The sequence below is a fragment of the Altererythrobacter epoxidivorans genome (assembly GCF_001281485.1).
Classification (GTDB): Bacteria; Pseudomonadota; Alphaproteobacteria; order Sphingomonadales; family Sphingomonadaceae; genus Erythrobacter; species Erythrobacter epoxidivorans.
On record NZ_CP012669.1, the window covers coordinates 1,836,533 to 1,860,864 of the forward strand.

Annotated in this window: 22 protein-coding genes; 6 read left to right on the top strand and 16 right to left on the bottom strand. The window is 62.2% G+C overall.

The genetic code is table 11. The features are described from left to right. Positions 1 to 24: 24 nt before the first annotated feature. From AMC99_RS09285 to AMC99_RS09300, 4 genes are all read right to left on the bottom strand, one after another. A complete protein-coding gene (locus AMC99_RS09285) occupies positions 25 to 4,215 on the bottom strand; it encodes a translocation/assembly module TamB domain-containing protein (RefSeq protein WP_061925846.1) in 4,191 nt (1,396 codons plus the stop codon). After that, on the bottom strand, positions 4,215 to 6,410 hold the full coding sequence (locus AMC99_RS09290) for an autotransporter assembly complex protein TamA (protein WP_083440131.1): 2,196 nt from the start codon (positions 6,408 to 6,410) through the stop codon (positions 4,215 to 4,217). The genes AMC99_RS09285 and AMC99_RS09290 overlap by 1 nt, the downstream gene beginning before the upstream one ends. Further along, complete coding sequence (locus AMC99_RS09295) at positions 6,379 to 7,212, bottom strand: arginyltransferase (protein WP_061925849.1); 834 nt, start codon at positions 7,210 to 7,212, stop codon at positions 6,379 to 6,381. The genes AMC99_RS09290 and AMC99_RS09295 overlap by 32 nt, the downstream gene beginning before the upstream one ends. A 160-nt stretch (positions 7,213 to 7,372) precedes the next feature. Beyond that, positions 7,373 to 8,626, bottom strand: coding sequence for a threonine ammonia-lyase (locus tag AMC99_RS09300; RefSeq protein ID WP_061925852.1), 1,254 nt, complete (start codon positions 8,624 to 8,626; stop codon positions 7,373 to 7,375). A gap of 83 nt (positions 8,627 to 8,709) precedes the next feature. Here AMC99_RS09300 and AMC99_RS09305 point away from each other — a divergent pair, with 83 nt between their 5' ends. The 3 genes from AMC99_RS09305 (at position 8,710) to AMC99_RS09315 (ending at position 11,887) form a co-directional block, all read left to right on the top strand. Beyond that, a complete protein-coding gene (locus AMC99_RS09305; RefSeq protein WP_061925855.1) occupies positions 8,710 to 9,612 on the top strand; it encodes an NAD(P)-dependent oxidoreductase in 903 nt (300 codons plus the stop codon). Next, positions 9,609 to 11,267, top strand: coding sequence for an amidohydrolase (locus tag AMC99_RS09310; RefSeq protein WP_061925859.1), 1,659 nt, complete (start codon positions 9,609 to 9,611; stop codon positions 11,265 to 11,267). The genes AMC99_RS09305 and AMC99_RS09310 overlap by 4 nt, the downstream gene beginning before the upstream one ends. A 386-nt stretch (positions 11,268 to 11,653) precedes the next feature. Further along, positions 11,654 to 11,887, top strand: coding sequence for a hypothetical protein (locus AMC99_RS09315; protein WP_061925862.1), 234 nt, complete (start codon positions 11,654 to 11,656; stop codon positions 11,885 to 11,887). Between the two features lie 222 nt (positions 11,888 to 12,109). On the opposite strand, the gene tatC is transcribed toward AMC99_RS09315, so the two are convergent. The 9 genes from tatC to AMC99_RS09360 all read right to left on the bottom strand — a co-directional run bounded on the left by tatC (position 12,110) and on the right by AMC99_RS09360 (position 19,452). Continuing rightward, a complete protein-coding gene (gene tatC, locus AMC99_RS09320) occupies positions 12,110 to 12,925 on the bottom strand; it encodes a twin-arginine translocase subunit TatC (RefSeq protein ID WP_061925865.1) in 816 nt (271 codons plus the stop codon). Continuing rightward, positions 12,925 to 13,359: a Sec-independent protein translocase protein TatB gene (tatB, locus tag AMC99_RS09325; RefSeq protein WP_061925868.1), complete on the bottom strand. Its 435-nt coding sequence runs from the start codon at positions 13,357 to 13,359 to the stop codon at positions 12,925 to 12,927. The genes tatC and tatB overlap by 1 nt, the downstream gene beginning before the upstream one ends. 23 nt (positions 13,360 to 13,382) lie before the next feature. Continuing rightward, a complete protein-coding gene (gene tatA / locus AMC99_RS09330) occupies positions 13,383 to 13,634 on the bottom strand; it encodes a twin-arginine translocase TatA/TatE family subunit (protein WP_061925870.1) in 252 nt (83 codons plus the stop codon). 60 nt (positions 13,635 to 13,694) lie between these two features. Further along, the gene (gene scpB / locus AMC99_RS09335) at positions 13,695 to 14,330 is read right to left on the bottom strand and encodes an SMC-Scp complex subunit ScpB (protein WP_061927885.1); all 636 of its coding nucleotides are present in this window, start codon (positions 14,328 to 14,330) and stop codon (positions 13,695 to 13,697) included. A gap of 20 nt (positions 14,331 to 14,350) precedes the next feature. Then, complete coding sequence (locus AMC99_RS09340; protein WP_198143510.1) at positions 14,351 to 15,160, bottom strand: segregation and condensation protein A; 810 nt, start codon at positions 15,158 to 15,160, stop codon at positions 14,351 to 14,353. Next, on the bottom strand, positions 15,157 to 16,176 hold the full coding sequence (nagZ, locus tag AMC99_RS09345; protein ID WP_061925876.1) for a beta-N-acetylhexosaminidase: 1,020 nt from the start codon (positions 16,174 to 16,176) through the stop codon (positions 15,157 to 15,159). Before nagZ ends, AMC99_RS09340 begins: the two co-directional genes overlap by 4 nt. Before the next feature lie 148 nt (positions 16,177 to 16,324). Next, positions 16,325 to 16,987, bottom strand: coding sequence for an SPOR domain-containing protein (locus tag AMC99_RS09350; protein ID WP_061925879.1), 663 nt, complete (start codon positions 16,985 to 16,987; stop codon positions 16,325 to 16,327). Between the two features lie 2 nt (positions 16,988 to 16,989). Further along, on the bottom strand, positions 16,990 to 18,735 hold the full coding sequence (gene argS, locus AMC99_RS09355) for an arginine--tRNA ligase (RefSeq protein WP_061925882.1): 1,746 nt from the start codon (positions 18,733 to 18,735) through the stop codon (positions 16,990 to 16,992). Between the two features lie 66 nt (positions 18,736 to 18,801). After that, positions 18,802 to 19,452: a hypothetical protein gene (locus AMC99_RS09360; RefSeq protein WP_061925885.1), complete on the bottom strand. Its 651-nt coding sequence runs from the start codon at positions 19,450 to 19,452 to the stop codon at positions 18,802 to 18,804. An 88-nt stretch (positions 19,453 to 19,540) separates the two neighbouring features. Between AMC99_RS09360 and ispH the strand changes: the two genes are divergently transcribed. The 3 genes from ispH to rnhA are packed head-to-tail and all read left to right on the top strand — an operon-like array spanning position 19,541 to position 21,998. Next, positions 19,541 to 20,533, top strand: a complete 993-nt coding sequence (gene ispH / locus AMC99_RS09365; RefSeq protein ID WP_061925888.1) for a 4-hydroxy-3-methylbut-2-enyl diphosphate reductase — start codon at positions 19,541 to 19,543, stop codon at positions 20,531 to 20,533. A 19-nt stretch (positions 20,534 to 20,552) separates the two neighbouring features. Beyond that, entirely contained in the window at positions 20,553 to 21,533 is a 981-nt protein-coding gene (gene thrB / locus AMC99_RS09370) for a homoserine kinase (protein WP_061925890.1), read from the top strand. A gap of 18 nt (positions 21,534 to 21,551) precedes the next feature. Next, positions 21,552 to 21,998, top strand: coding sequence for a ribonuclease HI (rnhA, locus tag AMC99_RS09375; protein WP_061925893.1), 447 nt, complete (start codon positions 21,552 to 21,554; stop codon positions 21,996 to 21,998). 3 nt (positions 21,999 to 22,001) lie between these two features. Here the strand turns inward: rnhA and AMC99_RS13875 are convergent, their stop codons facing one another. From AMC99_RS13875 to AMC99_RS09385, 3 genes are read right to left on the bottom strand one after another with little or no spacing between them, the layout of a single operon-like run. Continuing rightward, entirely contained in the window at positions 22,002 to 22,178 is a 177-nt protein-coding gene (locus tag AMC99_RS13875) for a YegP family protein (protein ID WP_083440132.1), read from the bottom strand. A gap of 58 nt (positions 22,179 to 22,236) precedes the next feature. Further along, entirely contained in the window at positions 22,237 to 23,334 is a 1,098-nt protein-coding gene (locus AMC99_RS09380) for an NAD(P)/FAD-dependent oxidoreductase (RefSeq protein ID WP_061925896.1), read from the bottom strand. A gap of 11 nt (positions 23,335 to 23,345) precedes the next feature. Beyond that, on the bottom strand, positions 23,346 to 24,314 hold the full coding sequence (locus tag AMC99_RS09385) for an alpha/beta fold hydrolase (RefSeq protein ID WP_061927887.1): 969 nt from the start codon (positions 24,312 to 24,314) through the stop codon (positions 23,346 to 23,348). Positions 24,315 to 24,332: the final 18 nt, after the last annotated feature.

The window sequence follows — 24,332 nt, forward strand, 5'->3', positions numbered from 1 at the left end:
AGATTGAAAACCCCTTGGCGGAGGTCAGTAGTCCTTGCTGATCTCCGCCAATACGTTGTTCCGCCCGATGGTGGACACGCTTCCCAGCAATGCCAGCCAGCTGGTGATGCGGAACTCGACCTCGGTGGCGCTGTAACCGCGACCATCGGTGATGATCTCGACATAGAACCTGCGGCCGATGTTCTTGCCCAGCGCGACCCCGGTCCCGCGATCGAGCGCCGGATCGGCACCGACAATGCGGAGCCGGTCGAGGCCGATGGAGGAACGCAGCTTGTTGATCGGGTCCATGCCCTCGCCACCGCGCAGGCTGGCAAGCGCCGCGCCCAGCTGCAGGGCATCGGTTGCCGAAAGCGAAGTGATCGAATCCCCGAACAACAGGCGCGAAAGGATCTCCTCTTCGGGCAGGGCCGGGTTGGAAGAGAACGTGATTTCGGGCTGCTGCGAATTGCCGCCGACATTAACGGTAACATCAATGCCGCCCTTGTCGGTCACGGCTTCGATATCGAGCCGCGGATCGATCGGCACGCTGTCGTCGAACTTGATGATGCCGCGGGTCAGTTCGAAGCGGGTGCCCGCGAAGCTGTAGCCGCCGCGCACTACGCGAGCCTCGCCCCCGATACGAGGATCGTCGGTCGTCCCGCGCAGGATGATGTCGGCACCCCATTCGCTGTCAAGGCCCATGCCATCGACTTCGATCCGGCTGCTGGCCCTGGCATCGATCAGGTACCGCCACGGCGCGCTCTGCGCCACTCGTGGAGCGGTGTCGGGCGGCAGGTTGATTTCGCGCACGGCAACATCGGGGAGTTCTGCCTCTTCGGCAGCGATGCCGAGTTTCCAGCTCGCCCGATTGACCCGCACCCTGCCCGCGATCGTGCCGCCGATGCCGTTCGATACGATGCGCAGCGGTCCGGTTATCGTTGCATCGAGCCCGTTCGCCTTAAGCAGCCGCGCATTGTCGACAGATGCCTTCAGGTCCAGTTCCGGGCCGCGCCCGGGTGACAGGTTGGCAAGGTCGACGATCCCGCTGCCCTTGATCGTTCCGCCATTGGGCGCTGTGCCGCTGAAGCTGGTGATGCGCAGGCGCGATCCGGCGAAGGTGCCCCGCGCCCTGACGCTCCGGATGTCCGTACCCGAAAGCGAACTCTGGATGCGGAGGTCATCGCTCGACAGCGAACCGCGAACCTGCGGCTGGGCGAGGCTACCGGTCACGTCGGCGGCGATCGACACCGGGCCGGTCAGGTCGAACCCGTCGATCGCGGCGAGCCGCCAAAGAGCATCGGCCGCGCCCTGATAGCGCAGTTGCGCGAAGAGATTGCCGGACTGCAGCCGCTCGAACAGGTCGCCCGATGGCGGCACATTGGTGATGCGCGCCTGTACGCGGCCGATCCGCTTGCCCTCGTCATCGATCACCGCGCGGGCTTCCAGCCTGTCGGTCCCGAGATTGGCAACCAGCGCGAGGTCGACCGGACGTGAGGACAGGACGAGGCCCGAACGCGTGAGATTGTCCACCTTGACCCGGGCGCTGCCGGTGGGCGGCGCATTGCCGCTGGCGCGATATTCCACGAGGCCGCTGATCGTCCCGCCGAGCCCTAAGTCGTTGACCGGCACGTCGGCAAGCGAAAGGGGCATGCGTGCAAGTTTCAGGTCGAGCGCGGTCTCGCCCCCGCCGAAGTTACCCGAAGCGATTACCACGCCATCCCCGTATCCGACTTGCGCCGGCGAAAGTCTCCAACCGCCATCCGGCAGTTTGGACAGGACGGCCCGTCGCGGCATGGTGATGCGCTGGCCCGAATAACGACCGCGCATCAGTACTGCGATACGCTCTGGCGCGACGTCGGCATCGACCTGCATGTTGAAACGGCTGCCGCGCCTTCCGGAGAGGGTCGCTACGACATTGCCGCTACCGTTCGTGATGTCTGCCTTGCCCGCAAGGCGTCCGATGAACAGATTGCCGTAGGTTATGCCGCGAGCATCCACCCGCGCATCGACCTGGCTGTTCCCGTCGACCAGCAGGACATTTGCGTCGATATCGCCATCGGAAATGGCAATCGGGGTGGCACCGCCGAAGACTGCATTCCTTGCAGTCAGATCGACGACGACCGCCTGCCCGCCCCGCGACGGATTGAGCGTGATGTTGCCGTCAAGACCGCCGCCGGAAAGCGCGAGTGTGCCGTCGGCCCCGCTATCGCCAAGGACCAGCTGCCCGGCGACGTCAGTCTTCCAGACACGAAGGCTGGCGATGTCGATGCGCGTCGGACCATTGGCAGGCGCCACCAGTCCGAGCGAACCTGCGAACGGACCAAGGATCGACTGGCCTTCGGTGTCGATGGCAAAGCCGTCTCCGCTGGGGGCGAGCGCGACGCGCACATCCTTCAATCCAGCCGAAGGGTACGGATCGGCAAACACCAGGACCGCGGTCGGCCCGTCATCTGCGAGCGCAGCCTCGACTGTGAACGGGCCGTACTGCGTATGACGCCCGTTGCCAGCCAGGCTCGTGCGCCCTTCATCGATGCTGCCATCGAGGTTGAGCGTGAGCTTTTCCGATTCCAGCTCGACATCGCGGAATGTCAGCGGTTCTGCCCCGCCCAGCGCGACACCGCCGCGCAGGGTCAGCTGTGGTCCGGCGAGATTGGCGATGGTCGCATTGGTGACCTTGGTCACGCGTCCGGCAAAATTCGCGCGCAATGACCAGGGCGCGCCGCTCGCCGTCTTGAACACGATCTTTGCGTTGGCATTCGCAGTTCCCACGCTGTCGAGCGCGAGATCGCGAGCCTCGATGGGGCCTGCCAAAGCGAATGCGCCCTGGTCCAGATTGCCGCGCAAGGCCAGGCGGGCGTTGAGGCCCGGAAACGCAATCCTGAGCGCATCGCTCGAAATCCGCGAGCCGCTGTAGAGCAGCGTACCACTGAGGCGCCCATCGAAGAGGCGCGGGTCGATCCATTCGCTGCCACTGATCACCCGTTCTGCGCGAACTTCCAGCGGAACGGTCCACTGAGCTCCGTCGAAGCGGGCGACACCTTCCTGCATGAGCCCGAGCGCGCGCGTGTCGCCGCTGACGAGTTCTCCGACAGACAGGTCATGCGCAACTGAAAGATCGCGGAACGCGCCGTCGAGCGTCGCCGAAAGCGAGGTATCGTTGAGGACGAGGCTTTCCCCGAAGAGGTCGGGATCGACGAGGTCTGCTTCGACCTGCAGGCCGTCGAACTCATTGTCCGCGAGATCGATCGCGCCTTCGGCGACGCCGTTTATCGCTGCTGCGAACAGCCTGACCTTGCCATCGAGAACGCTGTCCTCGAGCGTGCCGGTTGCACCAAGGCGCACAGTGTTACCAAGGGCATCGGCAAGCAGTCCCTGCCCCATTGCACCGCTCGGCAGGACCTGTCCAAGCAGGTCGTAAGTCCCGGCGCGGTTGGTCACGCGGAACGCCGCAAATCTTTCGCCTTCGCGCTGGATCAGCGCGTGACCTAGCCATTTCGTCCAGGTGCCATCACCCTTGATACGCGCTCGGTAACCGGCCTTGGCCCCTATCAACCCTGCAATGACGCCGCCGCGCGGGGCAGTGTAGTCGAGATCCATGTCGAACTTGTCGCCATCGGGTTCCGCCTCGACCAGCAGGGCGAGCCTGTCCTCTCGCCCAAGCTTGCCGGTCGCCTCCATGAAGACGCGCCCTGACCGGATATCCGCCCGGGCATTGAGGTCGACACGGTGCGAGCGGTCGTCGATGACGCCCTTCGCAACAGTCAGATTGTCGATTTCGAACTCGTCGATCCGGATATCGAAGTCGGGCAGGATCGGCGCGTCGGGATCGCCAGGCAAAAGCTCGGGCACACGCGAAAGCGTGGCGCGCCGTGCAGAAAGCTGGCGGACGTCGAGCCCGCTCGAGAGCCATGCGAGCGGACGCCAGTCCAACTCGACCCGCGGGATCGTCAGGAATGCGCCCTTGGGATCGTAGAGCACGACATCGTGCAGGACAGCCTCGCCGTACAGGTCGCCATCGATCCGTCCGACGGTGAAGCGCAAGCCCGACGCAGGTGCGATAGCCGCAATTTGTTCGGCAATGAAACGCTTTCCGATTGGCGAATTGATGACGATCATCGCCAGCACCAGCGGCGCCAGCAGGATCGCTAGTGCCCAGCCGAGCCGTTTCGCCCAGCGGCGTTTGCGCTTGCGCTGCGGGGTGTCGCTCTCTGCGTCGATCTGGTCGTCTTCGGACATCAGAACGCCTGGCCCAGCCCGACATAGACTGCCACGGGACTGTCGAAGAGAGGGTTACGGTTGAGCGGCACACCGACATCAACCCGGATCGGTCCAAAGCCTGTCTTGTATCGCACGCCCACGCCGACACCCCAATTCACGAACCGGAAATCGGGGATTTTCTCGATCGAAACCGACCCCATGTCGATGAAGGGCACAACCTGAACTGCCCCGCCGAGAAATCCGGTGTCGATGCGAGCTTCGATGGACCCTTCGACGAGTGATCGACCCCCAGTTGGCTCCCCGAAATCGTTGCGGGGACCCACGGCCTGGTAACCGTAACCGCGAACCGAGCCGCCTCCCCCCGAATAGAGTCGGCGCGAAGGCGCTATCTGAAAAGTCTCTGCACCCTGAATGCTTGCAAATTGCCCGCGACCCGCGAGCACGACGTTACTGCCAATCTGTCGATAATACGTCCCGTCCAGCTGGTTTCGCAGATAGAAAGTTTCCGTGCCCCTCGACCGTGACACCTCGGGCGCGAGATATGCCGTAACCCGAAACCCCTTCGAAGGGTCTAGCAGCGAGTCACTGGTGTCGATCGTCGCGCGGCCATAGACGCCGCCAATCAGGTATTCCTGGCGTTCACGGGCTATCCCCCCGATCACCCGGTTCCTTTCATCGGACCATATGAAGCCGCCACCCACTGCCCAGCTGAATGGCTTCTGGAACAGCAGGTTTGAGAGACGTTCGAACCCTGCGATCACGGCAACCGAACGCGCTTCGACCGCATCGGTGGTTATGTTGCTGGCATAGGCGTCGAGAGTAAGGACCTGGTCGCGGGCCTTGAAATTGTTGCGCTTGTAACCGACGCTGGCGAGCTGTTCGCGCGTACCGGCGATGGCGCGGAACTTGATGGAACCTTCGGGCGGGAAGAAGTTGCGATGTTCCCAGCTCGCCTCGAGCTTGAAACCATCTTCCGAGCCGTAACCAATTGCCCCGGCGATCGTTCGCAGGTCCGCTTTCTGCAGCCCGACGTCGAGCGCGAGTTCGCCCGGCTCGTCGCCGACAGGTTCGGTAAGCTTGCGCGGAGTGATGGTGATCGAGGATACGAGCCCCGTCGCCAGGATCGCGCGGCGCAAATCCTGTTCCAGGCTGCGCTGGTACACATCACCCTTGTCGAAGCGCGCAATGCGCGACAGGTGCTTGCTCGACAGGAATTCCGGCAGGCTCGAATTGACTTCGCTGAAGACATATTTCCCACCAGGTTCGACCGGCATGGTGAGATCGCCTTCGAGCCGGTCATGGTCGACCAGCAATTCCGGCGCGTCGATCGCCGCAAAGGGATAGCCCGTTTCGCCCAATTCGGTATCGAGATCGCGCTGCTCGGCAACGATCTTATCGCTGTTGAGTGCCATCCCTGTCTGGATATCGAAACTGGCCCGCAACTGCTCGTAGTCCGGAGCCGCCGCGAGATTGCCGAGATCGATCTCGCCGAAGGCAAATCGTTCTCCGGGAAGAATGTCGAAACGCACGACCGGATCGGTTTCGGCGCGATCCTCGCCCGGCCTGCGCGAACCGACCGTCCGGTTCACCTGCGCGCCGTAATAGCCGTAGATCCGCATCAGGCGGGCAAGCAGTTCCGCGTCAGCTTCTGCCCGGCGCGAAATTTGCGCGACGCTTGCCTCATCGCCATCGAGTTGTTCGATGGTCGAGAGCGCCTTGAACCGCGACACGAACTCCGTTTTTTCCGGGAAACCGTCGTTATCGTCGGGAAAGCCGATGATCAGACGGTCGTCGATGCGGATGAAATCGCGGCCTTCCACCTCGGCCCGGTCACCGCCATTGGCCCGCTCCCCACCCCTGCGAAACTCTTCAAGGCCTGCAAAAGCATCCTCTTCCGTTTCGACCTGCTCGATCGGTTCGGGCTCGGGAATATCCAGTTCATCGGGCCACGCCACTTCGACACCGGGCAATTCCGCCATCGGCGAATCCGGGTCGAGCGCGCTTTCTGTCGGTTCGGCAGCTTCTGCATCGCCCGTGGCCCAGGCGTCTGGGTTGTCCACCGCGCTATCGGGGATGAGATCTTCGAGCGTCGCCGGCGCATTGCGATCCTGCGCGGCTGCAGCGAGCGGCTGGACACCGATTGCCAGCGCCAGCAAACTTACCGTGATGTGACGGATTTTGTCAGTCGGTCGGAACGCGGGCAGGCTTTCCATCCTTGCCGAGTGCGGAAGGCACTGGATTGCGGCGCTTGGTCGCATCGGCGATGAGTTGGTCCTGTTCTTCAGGTGACATTGCAACCCAACCCTCGCGGGTAAGCCGCTCAAGCGGGCGATAGCGGACCTTATACTGCATCCGCTGCGAACCCTCGACCCAGTAGCCGAGATAAACATAGGGCAACCCTTCCTCGGCAGCCCTGCGAATATGGTCCAGAATAATGAAATTTCCAAGCCCCGACCGCGACTTATGTTCGGGGTCGTAAAAGCTGTAGATCATCGAAAGACCGTCACCTTGGCGGTCGGTCAGGCATGCGCCGATAAGACGACCCGGCTCTCCGTTTTGGCCCGGCTCGCGATATTCGATGAGGCTGGTGGTGACGGGAGTGTGCTCCACCATGTCGGCGTAATCCATCTCGTCCATCGCAGCCATGCCGCCATCGGGATGGCGAACGCCGAGATATTTGAGCAGCAGAGCGAACTGTTCTTCGGTCGCCCACGGGCGGCATTCGGTAATGACGATGTCGTCATTGCGTTTGAGGATGCGTTTCTGCGTATTCGAAGGCTGGAACTGGCCCGCGACGACGCGCACCGAAACGCAGGCCTGGCAATCGATACAGCTGGGGCGATAGGCGACGGTCTGGCTGCGGCGGAATCCGATGCGGCCAAGCGCTTCGTTCAGCTGATCCGAATGCTGCCCCTTCAGTTCCGTGAAAACCTTACGCTCGCTTCGCCCCGGAAGGTACGGACACGGCGCAGGGCTTGTCACGAAGAAACGGGGAAAGCGGATCGGTGCCGTCACGGTACTACCGGGTCCTCTCGGAAAATAGGAATCGGGGCTTGTCGCGTTAAGACGATGTTATGCCTGTTCCTGACCGGCGGTAAAAGTCCCTTAACCATGAAACATGGTAAATATCGGATTACTTTGCACATTTCCACGCCAGAGGAGCGCGGATCAGCGATCAGTTGAGTTCGACGAGGCTCACCGCATAGTTCTTTGCCCGCAGCGCCTTAACCAGAGCATCGAGCTGTTCGCGGTCGCGCGCTTCGCATTCGATGTCGGTAATCAGGCCCTTCGCCGGCAGCGAAGTAAAGATGCGCTGGTGATAGATTTCGATGATGTTGACGTTGTGATCGTCGAATTCCTTCATCACCCTGAACAGTGCGCCCGGGCGGTCCTGCAAGGTGACCCGCAAACGCGCAAGGCGACCCTGCCGGGCAAGATCGCGCAGCAGGACATTGGCCAGCAGGCGGGTGTCGATATTGCCACCGCACAGCACCAGCCCGACCTTCTTGCCCTTGAAAAGATCGGGGTTGGCGAGGACCGCAGCAAGTCCTGCAGAGCCCGCACCTTCGACCACGGTCTTCTCGATCTGGAGCAATAGCGAAACAGCGGTTTCAAGCTCTTCCTCGTCCACCAGCAGGATCTCGTCGACGAGTTCGCCGATGATCTTGGAGGTGAACTCACCCGGTGCCTTGACCGCGATGCCTTCTGCCAGCGTGTCGCCGCCGCAGGCCATGTCCTCGCCCTTCAGCTTGGCGTACATGGAGGGGAACAGCGCCGCCTGGACGCCCACGATCTCGATGCCCGGCTTGATCGCATGGGCCGCGGTCGCAATGCCGGAAATCAACCCGCCGCCGCCGATCGGGACGACGATGCAATCGAGGTCCGGCTGGTCCTCGAGCATTTCGAGGCCGACTGTGCCCTGCCCCGCCGCAACGATCGGATCGTCGAACGGATGCACGAAGGTGAGGCCCATTTCCTTTTCGAGCTTGCGCGCATGGGCATATGCTTCGTCGAAGGTTTCCCCTTCGAGCACGACATTGCCGCCGACGCTTTCGGTCTGCATGATTTTCACGGTCGGCGTGGTGCGCGGCATCACGATGGTGACCGGCACACCCAGGCGGGTGCCATGATAGGAAAGGCCCTGGCTGTGATTGCCTGCCGACGCCGCGATCACGCCACGCTTACGCTGCTCTTCGGTGAGGTGCAGCAGGGCGTTGAGCGCACCCCGCTCCTTATAGGCTGCGGTGAACTGGAGGTTTTCGAACTTCAGCCAGATTTCGCATCCCGCGATGTTGGAAAGCGTCTTGGAATGCATCATCGGCGTCCGCACCACAGCGCCGCGAATCCGCTCGGCAGCCGAGCGGATATCGTCGAGTGTCAGCGCTTCGCGCGCTTCGGCGGGGGTGGCAAAAGCCGGTTTCGCAGTCATGGCCACCGCCTAGGTCGTCCCCCTGGAAAGGGCAACGCGAATATGTTTGCAGGGCGGCAAATTGTCTTTAACGCCTTCCAACCATGAATGAGACCGTAAGCTGCGCATTTATCGGATTGGGTGTCATGGGTGGGCCGATGACGGGTCACCTCGCAAGGGCCGGACACAAGGTGACTGCCTACAATCGGTCCGCCGCCCGCGCGCAAAACTGGCGTGATGCCTGGACCGAAGAGGGGCTGGACGTCGATTTTGCGGCGACACCGGCCGAAGCGGCTGCGGACGCCGACATCGTCTTCACCTGTGTAGGAAACGACGACGACCTGCGATCCGTGACGCTGGGCGACCACGGCGTGCTTTCCGCAATGAAACAGGGCTCCGTGCTCGTCGATCACACGACGACTTCGGCCGATCTCGCCCGCGAGCTTGCCGCGCTTGCAGCAGATCGCGGAATCGGTTTCGTCGATGCTCCGGTGTCAGGCGGACAGGCGGGCGCCGAAAACGGCAAGCTTGCGATCATGTGCGGGGGAGAAGCAGGCCCGATGTCACGCGCCACGCCGGTGATGGACTGCTATGCCGCGCGCATCGTGCATGTCGGCCCGACCGGTGCGGGACAGACTGCCAAGATGGCCAACCAGTTCTGTATCGCCGGCGTGCTTGCCGGACTGTCGGAAGCCATTCGCCTGTCGCAGGCGGCAGGGCTGGACCTCGAGAAGACCTACGAAGCCATTTCGGGTGGCGCTGCGCAAAGCTGGCAGATGAACAACCGCTGGCAGACCATGGTTGCGGACGAATTCGATTTCGGCTTCGCCATCGACTGGATGCGCAAGGATCTGGGATATGCACTGGACGAAGCGCGGCGGCTGGGACTTTCGTCCCCGGTCAGCGCTCTGGTCGACCAGTTCTATGCCGAAATACAGGCCGCAGGCGGCGGAAGGCTCGATACGAGCGCCTTGATCAGCCGCCTGCCCAAGGGAGAAAATCGATGACACGCATTCTTGCCGGGCTTGGTGCCCTCGCTATCGCACTGGCAGCGAACCAGGCCCAGGCCGACACGCTGATCGATAACGTCAACGGCATCACTGTCAGCGAGGACGGCACTGTCGTGCGCTTTACCGGTATCGTCATCGACGACGACGGCCGCGTCCGGGAAATCGTGAAGCGCGGCGGGGATCGTCCCAAGAACGTCGATTTTCGCGAAGATGGAAAGGGCCGCGTCATGCTGCCCGGCTTCATCGATGCGCACGCGCATGTGATGGGCGTGGGCCTCGGCGCACTGACCCTCGACCTGCAGGAAACCAATTCGCTCGCCGAAGCGCAGGCCGCGATCCGCGCCTTCGCGGACGCAAATCCCAGCCGCCCGTGGATCATCGGCAGGGGCTGGAACCAAGAGAAATGGGGCCTCGGCCGTTTCCCGACTGCAAGCGAGCTCGACGCCGTCCTGCCCGACCGCCCGGTCTTCATGGAGCGGGTCGATGGCCATGCGGCATGGGTCAATACGGAAGCGCTGAAACGGGCGAGCATTACAGCGGCGACCAAGGATCCTGTAGGCGGGCGCATTACGCGCAAAGCCGGATCGCGCGATCCCGAAGGTGTCTTTGTCGATGCCGCGATCGAACTGGTTGGCAAGGTGCTCCCTTCGCCCCGCCCCGAAGATAACGACCTCGCTTTCCGCAAGGCCCAGCAGATCTTCTTCGCCGACGGTATTACTGCCGTTGCCGACATGGGCACTTCGGTAGAGGCATGGCAGACCTTCCGCCGCGCCGGCGATCTCGGTGCCCTCAAACTGCGCATCATGTCGTACGCCGACAGCATCGCCTCGATGGAACTGATCGCCGGACCGCGCCCGACCCCGTGGCTATACGAGGACCGACTCAGGCTCAACGGGATCAAGCTGTACATGGACGGGGCGCTGGGTTCGCGCGGTGCGCTGCTGAAGGAATCCTACGCCGATGAAGGCTCGCATTTTGGACTTCCGCTGCTGAGTTCGGCCCAGCTACGCAACCTGATGAGCAAGGCTTCGATGGGCGAATTCCAGGTCGCCGTCCATGCGATCGGCGATGCCGCCAATGCAGAAGTGCTGGGCGCGATCGAGGAACTGAGCGAAGCCTATAAGGGAGACCGCCGCTGGCGTATCGAACATGCCCAGATCGTCGACCCGCAGGACATCGCCCGGTTCGGCAAGCATGGCATCATCGCTTCCATGCAGCCGGTCCACCAGACTTCCGACCGGCTGATGGCAGAAGCGCGGCTGGGCGAAAACCGCCTCGACGGTGCCTATGCCTGGCGTTCGATAGCCGCCCAAGGTGCCCCGCTCGCCTTCGGTTCCGATGCCCCGGTTGAAAGAACCGACGTCTTTGCCGGACTGGCCGCAGCGATCAGCCGGACGGATGCCAATGGCGATCCATTCGGTGGATGGCACCCTGAAGAAGTCGTGACCCGTGAGGCGGCAATCGCAGCCTATACGGCAGGCGGGGCCTATGCCGGATTTGCCGAGGGCCGATTCGGAAAGCTGGTTGCCGGCGAACGGGCGGACTTCATCCTGGTGGACACCGATCCCTTGCTCGCATCACCTTCGGAACTGCGCGCAACCAAGGTCATCGAAACCTGGGTCGGCGGCGAAAAGGTCTATTCAGCCAACTGATCATCCCGTTCATTCAACGCTTTGTCGCAAGATCGGCGCGTTTAACCTTAGATTAGGAATAATTCGGCAATTCGTGCCGGAACCATTCTATGGCTTGGCATGTTATTGTAATACTTGGGGCTTAGACCCGAGGCAGGTGATGGCGTTTTCGGGCAAAGTCACCACCATTGTCGGAGGTGGGATCCGACAAACGAAGAGTTTAAGAGGTCGAGTTTCCAGGGGCGGGTGTAGCGACATAATTATCACACATTCCGTAAACTGTTCAATTCGGCTGGTTTTCAGGTCGTTTCGGGCCTGACGTTACGTAATTTGGGGCTTGTCACACAAGTTTAGCTCGCTTAGTGAAGAAGCGTATTTTGAATAGAGAGCTCATAGGAGACGAATCGATGAAGTTCCGTAATCTCGCTGCTGCTACCGCAGCACTTTCGCTTGCCGCATCGCCGGCTGTCGCAGAAGCTGCGCTCGATCGTGGTGCCGCTCCGGTTGAAGGTGCGAGCGAACTCGGCGGAGACGGCAACGGCTCGGGCATCATCCTTGCCATTCTTGCTGCTGCTGCAATCATCGCTGGTATCGTTATTGCTGCCGGTTCGGGCGGCGACGACGATCCAATCAGCGCCTAAGCTTTAAGCTTCATCGAAATTATAACGGGGTCCTTCGGGGCCCCGTTTTTTCGTGCCTGCAATCCGCGTGGGCATGATGAGGGTCAGCTCAGGAATTACAGTCCCCGCCCGCCTGGCCGGTGTGTTTGGCGCGCGATCCGGTTGAACACTTCGGGCGCGGCTTACCCTGACAGTACCCGGCCACAACTAGTCCAAAGCTAGCGCGGTTATCGAGCCCGTTGATCAGTCCCCGCTCGGGGCAATCTCTTTGCCTGCGCTGCTTTCGCTTTCGGCCGCTTCGGCTGTGCCCTTGCGTTCCTGGAAGCGCATAAGGACCAGCGACCCTTCGAACAGCAGCAGCAAGGGGATGGCGAGGATGATCTGCGATCCCGGGTCGGGCGGCGTCACCACTGCGGCCAGCGCAACCACTCCCACCACGACGTAGCGCCTCGCAGCCGACAATTGCGCCCGGCTGACGATTCCCGCTCGATTGAGCAGCAGCAACAATACCGGCAGCAGGAAGCTGATCCCGAACGCGAGGATGAACTGCATCACCAGGCCGAGATAATCCCCTGCACTAGGCAGGGCTTCGATTGCGAGGCCCCCTGCACTTCCCTCGAAGCCTAGGAACCAGCGGAACGCTGTCGGCATGACGACGAAATAGGCAAGCGCCGCGCCAGCGGTAAACAGGATCGGCGTCGCAATCAGGAACGGGAGAAACGCCTGCTTCTCGCGCGCATAGAGGCCGGGTGCGACGAAGGCCCACAACTGGTTGGCAATGATCGGGAAGCTGACGAAGAAGCCGGCGAACAACGCCACTTTGAGCTCGACGAAGAATACTTCGTACAACTTAGTGAAAATCAGCTGGCCCTGGCCTTCCGGGAAGGCCGCCTTCAGCGGCTGTACAAGAAATCCCAGGATCGGGTCCGCAAAATAGAGGCAGATTGCGAAGCCCACCATCAGGGCAACGAAGCTGCGCATCAGCCGCGTGCGAAGTTCCACCAGATGGTCGAGCAAAGGAGCCTGCGTTTCGTCGAGATCGCTGATCTTGAAAGCCATCAGGTGCCCTTCCCGAGCGGCAATTCGGGTTCCTGGTCGGGACCCGACTTGCTTTTCGCCTTATCCACCTCCCCGGCATCAATTGCATCAGGTGCCGGATCGTCCGAATTCGGATCGTGGGTCAGCCGGCTTTCAGCCTCGGCATAGGGCGCGCCAAGATCGGCGGGATCGAGCGGCGGTCCGGCCATCTCTCCTTCGGCCCTCGAACGCGCCATGATTTCTTCGTTCTGCGCCTTCCACTTCTTTTCCATTTCCTCGAGCTCGGCCTCGCGCACCATGGCGTCGATCCCGGTACGGAAATGACTGGAAACGCGGCGGATCTTGCCGATCCACCGCCCCGCGGCGCGCAGCGCCATCGGCATGTCTTTGGGTCCGATGACGAGTACCGCCACGATCACAATGACCAGCAGTTCACTTGCGCCGATATCAAACATGGCAACCGCTCGGCGCTACTGGATCAGTCGGCGCTTTCGCCCCGATCGGCAGGTTGCGGATCCTTGGCAGCTTCGCTTGCAGGCTTTGCCTCGTGCGAAGGCCCTTCGATTCGCGGGGAAGCCTGGGAAGATGCCTCGCTGTCTTCGTTCATGCCCTTCTTGAAGCTGTTGATGCCCTTGCCGAAGTCACCCATCATCTCGGAGATGCGGCCACGCCCAAACAGGACGAGGATGACGAGGGCGATAATGATCAGCTGCCAAGGACCGAGGCTCATTGGATATCTCTCAAATAGTCAGGAATGCCCGATATAGGCGTTGCCGGGACCTAACGCCAGTCAGCCGTTAGGGTCTGCCGAAAAATCGTCCTCGTCAGCAAATTCGTCGGCGTCTTCGATATCGTCCTGCTCGCCATCATCATCGGGTTCGTCGGGCTGCATCGCAGCATCCAGCGCTTCGTCCACCGGATCGAGCAATCCTGCGGCGCGCAACTCATCGATTCCAGGCAGATCGCGCCTGCTCGACAGGCCGAAATGTTCGAGGAATTCGGGCGTGGTTGCATAAATTACCGGACGGCCCGGAACCTCGCGCCTGCCTGCCATCCTGATCCATCCAGCCTCCATCAGCACGTCGAGCGTGCCCTTGGCTGTCTGGACCCCGCGGATCGATTCGATTTCCGCTCGGCTGACCGGCTCGTGGTAGGCGACGATTGCGAGGACTTCGGTGGCAGCGCGGCTCAGTCGCCTGACCTGCTCACGCTCGCGCCGCAGCAGGTGCGCAAGGTCGGGTGCGGTCTCGAAATGCCAGCGCTTGCCTCGCTCGACCAGTTGCACACCGCGCTTTTCGTAATGCGCCTGCAAATCGCGCAGGGCTTCTCGCACGACCGGCGCTTCCAGCCCACCGAGATGCCCGGCCAGTGCCTCGACCGACATCGGCTCTTCTGCTGCGAACAGCGTCGCTTCGACCGAACGCATGATCTCGTCCGGCGCCTGCGTCACTGGACGATCCGGCGGATGCGGAGATTGCCGAAAATTTCCTCCTGGTCGATCTCGGCGCGGCCAAGCCGTGCAAGTTCGAGCGCCGCAACGAAGCTGGATGCGAGCGCGCTCTTTCTGAGGCGCGGCTCGGCATGCGGCGGGAGGAAATCCTTCAGGTCCATCCATTCTAGCGTGACGCCGAGCATCGCCGACACGCGGTCGAGCGCGCTATCGAGCGTCATCACCGGACGATCGGACACGTGATAGATCCGCGGCGCGGTGCGCGCCTTCACCTGCCCGTACGCCTGGATCAGCGAATAGGTATCGCTCTTCCACGCCGTTTTGCGATCGATCCGCAGGCCTTCGGGTGCGCCGCGTATGAAAACGTCGCGCCCGATGCGGTCACGCGCCATCAACCGTGCTGCAGCTTCACGCATCGCGCCGAGCCGCTGCAGGCGCAGTTGCAACCGCAAAGCGAGTTCTTCGGGGCTCGGATCTTCCTGCTCGTCCTTCGGCAAGAGCAGTGCGGACTTGAGGTAGGCGAGCCAAGCCGCCATCACCAGGTAATCTGCCGCCAGCTCCAGCCGCAACGCCTCGGCCCGCTCGATATAGGTCAGATACTGATCGACAAGGGAGAGGATGGATATCTGCCGCAGGTCGACCTTTTGCCGCCGCGCGAGGTCGAGCAAGAGGTCGAGCGGCCCTTCCCAGCCATCGAGTTCGAGATAGAGCGCGCTGTCTTCCGACTTGGCAGCAGCAATGCCGTCCCAGTCTTCCTCGCCCTCCGTATCCGAAGGAGTATCGAACATCAGCCCGTCGCCGCTCATGCGCGCTCTCCGACGATAGCGAGCAATGCGTCGCGTTTCGCCAGAAGCTCTGCCTTCGCATCGCTTTCATCGCGGATCGCGGTTCCCGCGAGCGCTCGTTCGAGCCTTTGGGCACCCTTTACCGACAACGCTGGAAGGACGTCAGCGATGCCCAGCTGGTCTTCCATTTTCGCCCAGCAATTGAGCACGACGTCGCACCCGGCGGCGATCGCGCGGGCAGACCGCTCGGGGATCGTCCCGTCCAGCGCCTGCATGTCGATGTCGTCCGTCAGCAGCAGCCCGTCGAAGCCGATTTTGGCGCGAATGATGTTTTCGATGATGGTCGCGGACAAAGTGGCGGGATTTGCCTCATCCCACGCGGTGAACAGGAGGTGCCCCGTCATGCCAATCGGCGCATCGCTTAGTGCGCGGAAGGGCGCGAGATCGCTTTCGAGTTCGTCGGCTGATGCGGTGACCGTCGGCATTTCCTTGTGGGTATCGCACATGCTGCGCCCGTGGCCTGGCATATGCTTGATGCATCCGGCTACGCCGCCCTTGGCGAGGCCGTCCAGGATGCCTCTCCCGATTGCCGCCACCTGCTGCGGATCGGAACCGAGCGCACGGTCTCCGATGACGTCGTGAGCGCCTTCCTGCCGCACGTCGAGCGGCGGGTGGTAATCGACCGTGATGCCCATTTCAGCCAGCTCGAGCGCCATGGCGTGGGCATTGGCCCGCGCCGCCTCGATCGCGCTCGCCGGAGCGATCGCGTAAAGATGGTCGAAAGCTTCGCCGCTCGGGAAATCGCTCCAGTGCGGAGGGCGAAGCCGTGCCACCCGGCCGCCTTCCTGGTCGATCGAGACCAGCAGCCGTTCGCGCCCGTGAATGACGCGCAGATCGTCGGTCAACCGCCGCAGTTGCTCGCGATCGACACAGTTACGCGCGAAGAGGATGTAGCCGACCGGATCGGCCTCCTTGAAGAAGGCGCGTTCGTCCGCCGTAAGCTCGGGCCCGGCGATACCGAAAATGGCAGGCGTCATGTTGGTGAGGATTCTTTTTCAGGGGGCAAAAGGCAAGCGTTGATAGGGGGAACGCGGGGGAAAAGGCGCTTTTCCGGCCCGCTCTGCCGCTCTTGCGCCTTTTCTGTCCCGTTCAGTCACCCTCGGGTGCTCTGAAATCGGGCAAAATTCAGCGTTTGACCTGGCAGGCCAATCCGTCAGCCTTCAACTGGCTGCACAGCGCACGCGCCCCCGAAAGGTCGCCTGCAACCGCCTGCAAGCGATAGACCGTGCCGATATCTGCCTCGCCCTTGAGCACGCGGTGGCGCACTCCGTTCAGGGCCGTCGTCTGCCTCTGCAGAGCGACCCAACCGGCTTCGGCACGGGCGCGCGAACCATAGGCGCCGACCTGGACTCCGACGCCGTCGACAGCGACCGGCTTGTCCTCTGTCGTTCGCGTTTCGATTGTGGGAGCAGGCGCAGTTTTGACTTCCTGCAGCTTGCCTTCGGTCGTCTTGCCTTCGCCCACACCCGGAGCGACATTTCCGGTGCCGGCAAACTGCTTGCCACCAGCGTCTGCGGGCTTTGTCTTGTAGGGCTGGGCGGGCGCTTCGATCGTGCTGCCGTCGGCCATCAGCTCAGTGTCGCCGCCACGGTTCGAGAACCACCAGATGCCGCCAATGATAGCTGCCAGAAGAACGAGCAGGACTGCCGCAAATCCGATGATCCGGGCAGCGTCGACGCCGCCTTCATCCTCGTAATCGTCGGCCTCGAGCCAGGGAAGGCTCTCGTCCTCGTTGAGCGCGAGTTCGGCGTTGCCGCCGCTTGTGCCCTCGTTCTCGCCCGCAATCATGGTCACATCTCCTCGACGGCTTCCACGCCCAGAATGCGTAAGCCGTTCCGGATAACTTGCCCTAACTGGACCGCGAGGAAAAGCCGTGCACCGGTCAAATCGCCATCTTGTGCCACGATGAAGCGCTTGTCCGGGCGGTCATTGCCCAGGTTCCAATAGGCATGGAACGCACCTGCGAGGTCATAGAGATAGAAAGCGATGCGATGCGGTTCGCGCGCCTTGGCCGCCGCTTCGACTTCGCGCGGGAACTGCGCTGCCTGCTTGACGAGCGCCAGCTCCTCCTCGCCCAGAAGGCCGAGATTGTCGGCGTTCGGCGCGAAACCTTCCGCCGCTGCCTTGCGCAGGGTCGAATGGATGCGGGCGTTGGCATATTGGACGTAGAAGACCGGATTGTCCTTCGACGCTTCGACCACCTTGGCGAAATCGAAATCCATCTGGGCTTCGGGCTTGCGGGTCAGCATGGTGAAACGCACGACATCCTTGCCGACTTCTTCGACCATATCCGCGATGGTGACGAAATTGCCCGAACGCTTGGACATTTTCACCGGTTCGCCGCCGCGCAGCAGCTGGACCATCTGGACCAGTTTCACGTCGAAGGGGATCGGCTTGCCGCTACCTTCGGAAAGGGCGGCGACCGCTGCCTTGATGCGCTTTACCGTACCCGCGTGATCGGCACCCCAGATGTCGATCAGCTCGTCGGCATCCTCCGCCTTCTGCATGTGATAGGCGAGATCGGCCCCGAAATAGGTCCACTTGCCGTCGGACTTCCTGATCGGGCGATCTTGGTCGTCGCCGAACTTGGTCGAGCGGAACAGCGGCAGCTCTACCGGTTCCCAGTCATCCACGACCTTGCCCTTGGGTTGTTCGAGAACGCCGTCATAGACGAGGTCGTGCTGGCGCAGCCATGCCTCCGCCTGTTCGGGCTTCCCTGCCGCCTGCAGCGCTGCTTCGGATGAGAAAACATCGTGACGGATGCCGAGCAGGGCGAGGTCGTCGCGGATCTGGTCCATCATGGCATCGACAGCCTCGGCCTTGAACAGGGCGAGCCATTCGCTCTCGTCCTTGCCGACATATTTGTCGCCAAAATTGTCCGCCAGTCGCTGTCCCACGGCGACCAGATAGTCGCCCGGATACATCCCTTCAGGAATTTCGCCGATCTCTTCGCCCAGCGCTTCGCGGTAGCGCAGATGCGCCGAGCGTGCGAGCGTATCGACCTGGCTCCCGGCATCGTTGACGTAATATTCGCGGATCACCTTGTGCCCGGCAAATCCGAGCAGGCTGGCGAGCGCGTCACCTACGACTGCGCCGCGGCAGTGCCCCATGTGCATCGGCCCGGTCGGATTGGCCGAGACATATTCGACATTGACGCTCCGCCCTTCGCCCATGGACGAGCTGCCGTAAGCGTCGCCGCTCGAAGCAATCGCGCCCAGTTCGGCGAGCCATGAAGCAGGGTCAAGGCGAAGGTTGATGAAGCCGGGCCCGGCGATCTCTGCGCTCGTGACGCTTGGATCCGCCGACAGCTTTTCAACGATCTTGCCCGCAAGTTCGCGCGGATTGGTCTTCGCCTGCTTGGCCAGGACCATGGCTGCGTTGGTCGCAAGGTCGCCATGGCTTGGGTCGCGCGGCGGTTCGACGGTCACATTGGCATGGGACGTCCCGGCCGGAAGCGCGCCCTCTGTCTCGAGAGCGGCCAGAACGGCAGCGATCTTTTCGCCATAGGCGGCATAGATGGTTTGCGTTTTCGACATAGGCGCGCGCCTAGCCGAATTGGGCAGAATCGCAAGCGCGGATACCCGCGCTCACACCCCCTGCGATCACCGGGTGGCGTTGTATGCCAGTTGCGATTGGTCGAGCTGGAAACCGACCAGCAGTTCGAACGATGCACGGCGCAGGGCTTCACGCACTTCGGTATCGGCCAGCGGGTCGAGCGCGGCATCGATATCGCCTGCCTTGCGCTTGCGGGTGATCCGCTCGCGGATTTCCGCGGGCAAGGTGGCTTCTGCGCGATTGATGAAGGCGCCTGCCTGCGCGCTGGCCTGGGCCCGTTCCTGACCGTCTGCAAAGGTCAGGGTGACATTGCCGACGCGCTTGCTTTGCACAGCGGTGCCGCCGCGCACGACTGTCGAGAAGTAAGGGAGGGTCACGGTGCGGGCACCGCGAGTGTCGGTGCGGCGAGCAAGCACATCGAAGGTGGCATTCGCATAGACGCGCTCGCTCGATTCGTCGCAGGTCTCGCGCAGGTTCGTGATCGTCGCAGTGACGTCCATATTCGCCGCGCTGCGATCACCGGCAGTGCGGAAAGTGGTGATGTCGCCGGTGTACTCGGGAATGCCGACGGTGGGACAGGAAGACAGGACCGACCTGATGCCGACAGTCTCGTCGACGACCAGCGACCCTTCGCTAGCGCATCCGGAAAGCGCGGCAACGAGGGCAACAGCGGAAATCAGGCGGGTGCGAGAGCGCATAGAAAGGTAGTCCTTCGTTCTTCTGGTAGCTTCACAAGCGTCAACCACGCCCTAGCGGCGCGCGTCGCAAAGCGCTAGAGGGCGGCGCATGAACGCTCCCTTGCAAGCGCCCGAAACCGGGGACATCTCGAATTCGCAGGCCGAACGGCCAGCGCTGACGCTGCTTATTGCTGCCCCGCGGGGCTTCTGCGCAGGGGTGGATCGCGCCATCGAAATCGTCGAGCGGGCGATCCAGAAATACGGCGCGCCGGTCTATGTCCGCCATGAAATCGTGCACAATCGCTACGTGGTGGATTCGCTCAAGGAGCAAGGCGCGGTCTTCGTGGAGGAGCTGGACGAAGTGCCCGAGGGCGCACCGGTCGTCTTCAGCGCGCACGGCGTACCGAAGTCGGTCCCGGCGGAAGCCGAGCGGCGTGAGATGATCTATGTCGATGCGACCTGCCCATTGGTGAGCAAGGTCCATCGCCAGGCCGAAAGGCAGATCGAAAAGGGACGTCACATCATCTTTATCGGTCACGCCGGACATCCGGAGGTGATCGGGACGATGGGCCAGGTCGAAGAAGGGGAGATTACGCTCGTCGAAACGGTTGCCGACGTCGAGCAGCTCGAATTCGAACCCGGGATCGAGCTATCCTACCTGACGCAGACGACCCTTTCGGTCGACGACACGGCAGAAGTAATCGCCGCCCTTCATGAGCGATTCCCGGAAATTCACGGGCCGAAGGCAGAGGACATCTGCTACGCGACGTCCAACAGGCAGGCTGCGGTGAAGAGGATCGCGCCAGCCAGCGACCTCGTCCTTGTGATCGGTGCGCCCAATTCTTCCAATTCGCTGCGTCTGGTCGAAGTCGCAGAGCGGCTCGGCACGGATGCGCGCCTGATCCAGCGGGCCGAAGAAATAGATCCCAGCTGGCTCGACGGTGTCGGGACGCTGGGCCTGACCGCTGGCGCTTCTGCCCCCGAAAAGCTGGTGCGCGAAGTGGTCGAACGGATTTCCGAATGGCGCGAAGTGCACGAGGAAACCATCGTGGCAGCCGAAGAGAAAATGGTTTTCAAGCTCCCGCGCGAGCTGGCCGACTAGGAAATCGGAACAGTCCTGCATGGCCGTTTACACCCACCTCGGTGCCGAAGACCTGGCAGAACTGATCGCCCAATACGACGTGGGCGAACTGGTATCGGCGAAAGGCATCGCCGAAGGTGTTTCGAACAGTAACTGGCTTATCGAGACGACAGGCGGTGGCGATGGCGGCAAACGCTTCATCCTGACGATGTACGAACGCCGGATCGACATTTCCGAGCTGCCCTTCTTCCTCGGCCTGCTGGATCATCTAGCGGCAAACAATTGCCCTGTTCCCCGCACCATCCATGACAGGAGCGGCGGCGCATCGCGCGAAATCGATGGCAAGGCAGTGGCCCTCATCGAGTACCTCCCGGGGGTCTCGGTCGACCATCCTACGGCCTCGCAGGCACGGGCCGTCGGCATCGCCCTTGCCGAAATGCACCAGGCCTCGAAAAGCTACGACAAGACGCGTGCCAACGGGCTCGACATTTCGATGTCCCTGCACACATTGCAGAGCTGCGGCGAAGACGCGCTTTCGGCCATTGATGACGATCTACCGGACATGATCGCGGTCGCGCAGCGGGTCCGCGATGCCTGGCCATGGGACCTGCCGCGCTCGATCTGTCATACCGATCTTTTTCCAGACAATGTCCTGATGCTGGGCAGCCGCGTCACCGGGATGATCGACTTCTACTTCGCCTGCGAAGAGGCGATGGCCTATGATCTGGCTGTTACCCATGCGGCTTGGTGTTTCGACCGGAAAGGCAAGACTTTCTCGGCAGACATAGGCGCAGCGCTGCTCGAGGGTTACGAGAGCGTTCGCAAGCTCGACGATGCCGAGCGGGCATCGCTGCCTGTCCTCGCCCAGGGCGCATGCCTGCGTTTTATCGCAAGCCGCGCCGAAGACTGGCTCAACACGCCTGACGATGCTCTGGTATCTCGCAAGGATCCGATGGATTACGCCCGGAGGCTGGCGTTCTACGCCGAAGCGAGCGACCGGGCCTTTGCCTTTAGCGCCTGATTTGGCAAAGGCACTGCCATGAAGAAGGTCGAGATTTTCACCGATGGTGCGTGCAAGGGCAATCCCGGCCCTGGCGGCTGGGGTGCCCTGCTACGCATGGGCCAGCACGAGAAGGAACTTTCGGGGGCCGATGCCGACACGACCAACAATCGCATGGAAATGACGGCGGCGATCAGGGGTCTCGGCGCCCTGATCGAACCCTGCGAGGTCGATCTCTATTCCGACAGCAAATACGTGATCGATGGGATCACGAAATGGGTCGAAGGCTGGAAACGGCGCGGCTGGATTAATGCCAGCAAGAAACCCGTGCGCAATGCCGATCTATGGCATGAACTGATCGAGGCAACGGCGCGCCATCGCGTCAGGTGGCACTGGGTGAAAGGCCACGCGGGTCATCCCGAAAACGAGCGGGTGGACCGCCTCGCCAGCGACGAAGCGGACCGGATCGCCCGCGAAGGCCGTTAGCTGTCAGCTGTTGTCGACGACTTCCGCGCCGGGGCCGTTCTTCTTCATGGATTCGATCGCGTTCTGCGCGCTCGATTTGGAAGCATAGCCTTCGGTCGAGAACATCACTTCGGAATTGTATTTGAAACGCACGCGGAATTCGCCTGCCTTGTCTTTGTAGATTTCGAAATGATGCGCCATCTTAATGGTCTCCCGTCGGTTTGAGTCGCCCCCACTTTAACAATTGATATTGTCTTGGCTAGGCGAACCTTCCGGGAGAATAGCGTTCCGCCGGGATTTTCAGGGTCATCGCATCCCTTGGCAGGTCAAGCAGAAGCTGCGAGCCAAGGCGGGCCGCTGCCGGAGCGGTCTGGATGCCGTACCCCCCTTGCCCCGCAAACCAGAAAAACCCTTCCCTTCCGGGATCGAAGCCATAGACCGGGCGGCGGTCCGGCGCGAAACTGCGAAGCCCCGCCCATTTGCGCTCGACTGCCTCGATCTTCCAGGTGGACACCGATTGCAGCCGGTCAATTGCGACGGCGACATCGAATTCATCCGGGGCAGCATCGACCGGCTCGCTCGGAGTTTCATCATGAGGGCTAAGCCAGAGACGGCCGTTATCGGGCTTGAAATAGAACCCACCGCTGATGTCGAGACACAGCGGCATATCCGCCGGTGCAGCCGGATCGACCCGCAACTGCACGACCGTGCGCCGGAATGGCTGGATGCCGAGCGGCTTTGCGCCAGCAAGCTCGGCGACCTGATCTGCCCAAGCTCCGGCTGCGTTTACCAGCGTCCTGGCGGCAAACCGGCGACCATCTGACAATTCAAGCTGCCAGACGCCATCGAGGCGATCTGCACCGACAAGCTCTGCGCGGCATTCCGCCGCGTGTCCCGATTTCCGGCTGATGCCGAGATAGTGTGCGTGCAGCCCCGCCACATCGATGTCGGCACAGCGATGCTGCCAGATCGCGCGGTCCCATTCGGCGCGCAGGGTCGGAACCATTTCCTCTAGCTGGTCGCGCTCGATCCTTTCGAAATGCGCTCCGGAATCGCAAAACATGTCGAAGAATTCGCCAATTTTCCCCTCGTCATCCGCGCGTGCGAGATACAGCGCGCCGCGAGGGGTGAGGAAACCGTTCTCGCGCAGGAAATTGCCCGATGCGATTGTAAGCGGCACGATATCCGGGCCGCCGTAACATTCTTCCCAGAAGGCTGCCGAACGGCCCGTCGAGTGGTATCCGGGCGCATCTTCGCGCTCGAGTACCAGGACCGAGCCCTGCCCGCCGATTTCGGCAGCGAGGCTCGCCCCGGCCATACCGGCTCCGACAATCGCATAATCGAATACTTCCGTCATGCTTGCGGCATTCAGCGTGCCGGTGCCTCGCGGTCAAGGAAAGTCGCAATCGCATCCATGGCGCGGTCGCGAACCGGATCGACCTCGCGCAGGATTTCGTGGCGCGCCTCGTCTCCGAAGCGGACGATCTCGGCATTTGGCAGGCGGCGCGCCGCCTCTTCTATCGCAGGCATTCCTACCAGCTTGTCATTCGATGTACCGAGCAAGAGGACCGGCGTGTTCACCGCTTCGAGTTTTCCGGGTTCGAACAACCCGCGCATGGAAGCATAGGCACGCTCGACCCACCCCCAGCTGCCCGGCCCCATAACGAGTTCCGGTCTCTTCTCTCGCCACCACAGTTCGTCCTCGTAACGATCGGGATCATGGCTCAGCAGGTCCTGGCGCGAGGCCGGCACCTGCCCCGGCTTCTCGCTCCATTTCCACGCAGGACGTGTGGTGTCGCCAATCCGGCACATCAGTTTCGCCGCAGCGTGCCCGATCGCATTTGGCAAGGAGCCGGCAAATCCGAGCATGGGCGCCGAAAGCACCATCGCATCTGGATCCACCACCCCTTCTGCCAATCCGCGAAGGACAAGGTGCCCGCCCATCGAATGGCCGGACAATACATGCGGTCCCGGCGTCTGCGCTTTCCATTCACGCCAGAAATCCGAAAGGTCGGCAATCCAGTCCCCGAAATCGCCTACGTGGCCGGTTACAGCGTCGGAGCCAAGCCTGCCCGAACCTGCCTGGCCGCGCCAATCAGCCGCGGTGACGCGCCACCCGTCGCGGTGCCATTGGTCCAGCGTCTCGAGATATTTTTCGTAATTGTCGCCCCGCCCTGGGAAAAACAGGATCGAACCTCGTGGGCTCGACAGCGCGCCCTGCCAGTCGATCCGGCGTATCTTGTGACCGTCGCTCGCGGTCCAAACAGTCTCTTCTGCCGCAGTCGGTATGACGCGCCGATCGAAAGGGTAATCGGCAGCTTTGCTCGTATCGCTAATGGCGGACCTCCGAGACTG

Bases quoted from the DNA above. Each gene is read 5' to 3' on its own strand.
- AMC99_RS09285 (WP_061925846.1), bottom strand. From the start codon at position 4,215: ATGTCCGAAGACGACCAGATCGACGCAGAGAGCGACACCCCGCAGCGC.
- AMC99_RS09290 (WP_083440131.1), bottom strand. From the start codon at position 6,410: ATGGAAAGCCTGCCCGCGTTCCGACCGACTGACAAAATCCGTCACATC.
- AMC99_RS09300 (WP_061925852.1), bottom strand. From the start codon at position 8,626: ATGACTGCGAAACCGGCTTTTGCCACCCCCGCCGAAGCGCGCGAAGCG.
- AMC99_RS09305 (WP_061925855.1), top strand. From the start codon at position 8,710: ATGAATGAGACCGTAAGCTGCGCATTTATCGGATTGGGTGTCATGGGT.
- AMC99_RS09310 (WP_061925859.1), top strand. From the start codon at position 9,609: ATGACACGCATTCTTGCCGGGCTTGGTGCCCTCGCTATCGCACTGGCA.
- AMC99_RS09315 (WP_061925862.1), top strand. From the start codon at position 11,654: ATGAAGTTCCGTAATCTCGCTGCTGCTACCGCAGCACTTTCGCTTGCC.
- tatC (WP_061925865.1), bottom strand. From the start codon at position 12,925: ATGGCTTTCAAGATCAGCGATCTCGACGAAACGCAGGCTCCTTTGCTC.
- tatB (WP_061925868.1), bottom strand. From the start codon at position 13,359: ATGTTTGATATCGGCGCAAGTGAACTGCTGGTCATTGTGATCGTGGCG.
- tatA (WP_061925870.1), bottom strand. From the start codon at position 13,634: ATGAGCCTCGGTCCTTGGCAGCTGATCATTATCGCCCTCGTCATCCTC.
- scpB (WP_061927885.1), bottom strand. From the start codon at position 14,330: ATGCGTTCGGTCGAAGCGACGCTGTTCGCAGCAGAAGAGCCGATGTCG.
- AMC99_RS09340 (WP_198143510.1), bottom strand. From the start codon at position 15,160: ATGAGCGGCGACGGGCTGATGTTCGATACTCCTTCGGATACGGAGGGC.
- nagZ (WP_061925876.1), bottom strand. From the start codon at position 16,176: ATGACGCCTGCCATTTTCGGTATCGCCGGGCCCGAGCTTACGGCGGAC.
- AMC99_RS09350 (WP_061925879.1), bottom strand. From the start codon at position 16,987: ATGATTGCGGGCGAGAACGAGGGCACAAGCGGCGGCAACGCCGAACTC.
- argS (WP_061925882.1), bottom strand. From the start codon at position 18,735: ATGTCGAAAACGCAAACCATCTATGCCGCCTATGGCGAAAAGATCGCT.
- AMC99_RS09360 (WP_061925885.1), bottom strand. From the start codon at position 19,452: ATGCGCTCTCGCACCCGCCTGATTTCCGCTGTTGCCCTCGTTGCCGCG.
- ispH (WP_061925888.1), top strand. From the start codon at position 19,541: ATGAACGCTCCCTTGCAAGCGCCCGAAACCGGGGACATCTCGAATTCG.
- thrB (WP_061925890.1), top strand. From the start codon at position 20,553: ATGGCCGTTTACACCCACCTCGGTGCCGAAGACCTGGCAGAACTGATC.
- rnhA (WP_061925893.1), top strand. From the start codon at position 21,552: ATGAAGAAGGTCGAGATTTTCACCGATGGTGCGTGCAAGGGCAATCCC.
- AMC99_RS13875 (WP_083440132.1), bottom strand. From the start codon at position 22,178: ATGGCGCATCATTTCGAAATCTACAAAGACAAGGCAGGCGAATTCCGC.
- AMC99_RS09380 (WP_061925896.1), bottom strand. From the start codon at position 23,334: ATGACGGAAGTATTCGATTATGCGATTGTCGGAGCCGGTATGGCCGGG.